The sequence below is a fragment of the bacterium genome (assembly GCA_021159335.1).
Lineage (GTDB): Bacteria > UBP14 > UBA6098 > B30-G16 > B30-G16 > JAGGRZ01.
This window is the reverse complement of the sequence record JAGGRZ010000017.1, coordinates 1-3,896: the sequence shown is the minus strand read 5'-3', so window position 1 is coordinate 3,896 and position 3,896 is coordinate 1. Positions and strand designations below refer to the sequence as shown.

The 3,896-nt window shown below is 46.5% G+C and carries 3 protein-coding genes; all 3 read right to left on the bottom strand.

The window, feature by feature from the left end:
* Positions 1-201: 201 nt before the first annotated feature.
* The 3 genes from J7J62_01280 to mutS all read right to left on the bottom strand — a co-directional run bounded on the left by J7J62_01280 (position 202) and on the right by mutS (position 3,717).
* On the bottom strand, positions 202-396 hold the full coding sequence (locus J7J62_01280) for a hypothetical protein (protein MCD6123791.1): 195 nt from the start codon (positions 394-396) through the stop codon (positions 202-204).
* 1 nt (position 397) lies between these two features.
* A complete protein-coding gene (locus J7J62_01275; GenBank protein ID MCD6123790.1) occupies positions 398-1,012 on the bottom strand; it encodes a site-2 protease family protein in 615 nt (204 codons plus the stop codon).
* Positions 1,013-1,089: 77 nt separating this feature from the next.
* A complete protein-coding gene (gene mutS / locus J7J62_01270; GenBank protein ID MCD6123789.1) occupies positions 1,090-3,717 on the bottom strand; it encodes a DNA mismatch repair protein MutS in 2,628 nt (875 codons plus the stop codon).
* Positions 3,718-3,896: the final 179 nt, after the last annotated feature.

Sequence of the window (3,896 nt, the reverse complement as noted above, 5' to 3'; positions counted from 1 at the left end):
TCAATGTAAACGATACGCCATGGTGCCCAAAGTCGCTTCATTGATACTCCCTTTCATTTTGCACGATAAATTCTATAGTAAAAAAGCAACAAAAAATAAAGTCAAAACAATTAAAAATCGAATTTCATTAACTAAACATATTAATTAATAAATTTCTCGCCACCGGTAGCACTCCCCTTGGTTCAAACTGTTTCCCCTTAATCACCCGCTAAGCTTTAACGCAAGCCTCGCTATGATCCACAGAAGTATCGCGCCGCAAAGGGCAAAAATCATCCAGAAAAGCGGCTTCGGATAACGAGACCTATCAATCCTGCCAAACTCGACATACTTTTTGGGTTTATCTTCGGGTTTTCTGCTTAATGAAATTCGTTTATGTGACCTTATTATTCGAACCATTCTACGATAAAAATAATCCATTGAAAATTCTTACGAAAGGCATAATCCAAACAGAAAAAATATTAATGTTGGTCAACCCGCCAAGAAGTATCAAGACCAAAAGCATCATCGGTCCATTACGCTCGAGGAATGCTTCGGTTTGGGGGTCAACCTTGGCAAGACCGAAAAGAACCTTGGAACCATCAAGCGGCGGAATAGGAATAAGATTAAACATCATAAGGATAACATTTATGTCCATCGTGTAAACGACCATGTAGAAAAGCACTCTCGATGATGTTCCTAATATCACGAGAAGTTTTGCCAGAAGCCCTGCCAACACAGCTAAGATCAGGTTTGCCACCGGACCAGCAGCAGCAACGAGAACCATGTCTCGCCTTGGATTCCGAAAGTAGTACGGATTAACCGGCACAGGTTTCGCCCACCCAAAGTGAAACAAAAAAAGCATCACGGTGCCTATCGGGTCAAGATGCGCAAGGGGGTTGAGCGTAAGTCGTCCCGCACGAGCCGGTGTCGGGTCACCAAGTCTGTACGCCACATAACCGTGTGAAAACTCGTGAAAACTAAGCGCCAAAAGCAATCCCGGAACCCATAATATCAAATTGGCAAAACCACTCATAGAAAAACCTCCAGAAGGGAAAATAAGTATTTACGCTTATTTGTCAAGAAGTGGAGGAAAGCATTGCCTGAACCAACCTACTCCCATTTCTTCCGCCATTCAGCCAGAATCTGTAGAGCCTGAAGCGGAGTTATGTTATCGAGATCAAGTTTCCTAAGCTCAACCACTAATGGATGAAGCTCAGGGTCAAAAAGGGAGAGTTGGTAGCCCGCATATTTTTCCGTTCTGGGCTTCTTGCCGCCTATGCGTATAACCCCTTTTTTAGGCGTTTCACCGGACTCAAGTACTTCAAGTATTTCTTTTGCGCGAACCACGACATCATCAGGAACACCAGCAAGCTTTGCAACCTGAATCCCATACGAATCGTCGCAGCCACCGGGGACTATCTTGTGCAGGAACACTACTTTCCCGCCTCGCTCCCTTACGGCGACTTGAAAGTTTTTCACCCGCTCAAGGTAGTTGGCTGTTTCGGTCAGCTCATGATAATGGGTTGCAAAAATCGTCTTGGCACGATGTCCTTTAGTGTTATGCAAGTATTCCACCACCGCCCAAGCGATAGCAAGCCCGTCAAATGTGCTCGTGCCTCTGCCGATCTCATCAAGTAGAACAAGAGAATTTTCTGTGGCGTTGTTCAGGATATTAGCGGTTTCGAGCATCTCAACCAGAAATGTCGACTGACCATAAGCTATGTAATCCACAGCGCCAACACGGGTGAAAATTCTGTCCACTGGCGTTATGTGCGCACTCTCAGCAGGAACAAACGAACCTATCTGCGCCATAAGCACTATTAACCCATTCTGGCGAAGGTAGGTGGATTTACCAGCCATGTTGGGACCAGTCAGAATTATTATCTGCGTATCGCCGCCTATGGAAAGGTCATTAGGCACATAAGCATTCCTTCCCATGATGTCCTCAAGCACAGGGTGCCGACCGTCCTTAATATTTATCTTTCCATCGTCGGAAATAACGGGACGGGTATAGCGCTTTTTCTTGGCGATGTGGGCAAAATCAGCCAGAACATCGAGCATAGCGACAGCCTGCGCCACATCGGAAATCTCGCTCGCCACTGCGGAAAGTTCTGCAACAAGGCTCAGGAAAAACTCCCTTTCGATGTATTTTATCCTCTCGTCAGCAGCAAGAATTTTGTTTTCAAGCTCCTTAAGCTCAGGCGTTATAAAGCGCTCGGCGTTAACAAGCGTTTGCTTTCTTATAAAGTCGGGTGGAGCTTTCCTTGCCTGCGCTTTGGGAATCTCAATATAATAGCCGAAAACTTTATTGTATCCGATACGCAGCTTGTCGAGTCCGGTTCGCGCGCGCAACTTTTCAACCATGTTCCTTATTGCTGAATCTGAGTCGGCTTTAAGAGAACGCAGCTCATCGAGTTCAGGTATGACACCAGGTCGAATTATACCTCCCTCATTGATAACGGCAGGCGGATTAGCTACTATCGTCTCCTCGATGCGCTTTCTCACATCATCGTGAGGGTCAAGTTTTTCTCGTATTTTCGCAAGAAGCGGCGAATTGAATACCTTTAGTTCGCGAATTTTACCGACAACTTCAAGGGACTTCGCCAGCGCAACGATGTCGCGAGGATTTATCTTCATGTTACCGAGTTTCCCCGCAATGCGTTCGAGGTCACCCATTTGTTCGAGATATTCGCGAAGTTTAGCAAGTAGCATCCCCGACTGGACAAGCGAGTCCACCGCATCAAGGCGCTCTATTATCATTTGCCTATCCGTGAGAGGCGACAGAATCCATCGCCTGAGAAGCCTTGCACCCATGGGAGTTTTCGTCTCATCGAGAGTCCAGAGCAAGGTGCCATACTTCGTTCCATCGCTTATGGAGCGCACAAGTTCAAGGTTCCGAATGGTGTTTCCGTCGAGACGCATTACATTGCCGGTGGGGGCGCGGCCTATCTTCTTTATGTGGCTTAACTTGCCTTTTTTCAAGGATTTAAGATAAGCAAGAACTGCACCTGCAACGGCTATCTCGTTACTCGAAAGCTCCCCGAAGCCCTCGAGACTCACCGTTCCAAAGTGCTCGGTAAGAACGCGTTCTGCATACTGTCGCTCAAAATTCCACGGCTCAAAAAGCGTTATCGCAACCTTGGGAAACCGCTCCTTTATGCTCCTCAGAATTGGTTCTGTTATGTCGTCGGGCAGAAGGATTTCGCTCGGCTCAAGTATCGCCAGCTCGTCAAGGAATCTTTGCACCGGAATAGTATTAGTAAAAAACTCCCCAGAAAGGACATCGACGGCGCAGATGTGAAACACATCACCACTGGGAAGCACCCCCACCAAATACTGATTTCTATCACTTTCCACGCCTGCATCAACGGTTATCGTTCCGGGCGTCATAACCTCGATAACATCGCGTTTCACCAGCCCTTTAGCCTTTTTGGGGTCCTCAAGCTGCTCGCATATCGCCACCCTGTATCCAGCTTGAAGCAATTTAACCAGATAACGCTCAAGCGCGTGATGAGGTACACCGGCAAGTGGTGTTCGCTCGGAAAGCCCATGGTTGCGCGATGTAAGCGCTATGCCCAGCACCTTAGAAGCTATCTTCGCATCCTCGTCGAAAAGCTCATAGAAATCCCCCATCCTGAAAAGCAGAAGCGTGTCAGGATAGCGCTCCTTTATAGCGTAGTATTGGTCCATAAGGTAGGTTTTGCGCTTTTTCGCAACTTTTTCGTCCTTTCCGGGCATAGGATAAAAAATAGTATTTTTGAAAATATAAGACAAAAAATAATATGTGTCAGTAAAAGAATTGTGGAGGAAACATATTAAATTAAAATGCATTTATTTGCTTCGCAATTTTCCGACAAATTGCTTTTCACGCCCCGTAAAGATGTTCCTCCTCGAGTTTCCCGCCAGTAAGCCGCGAT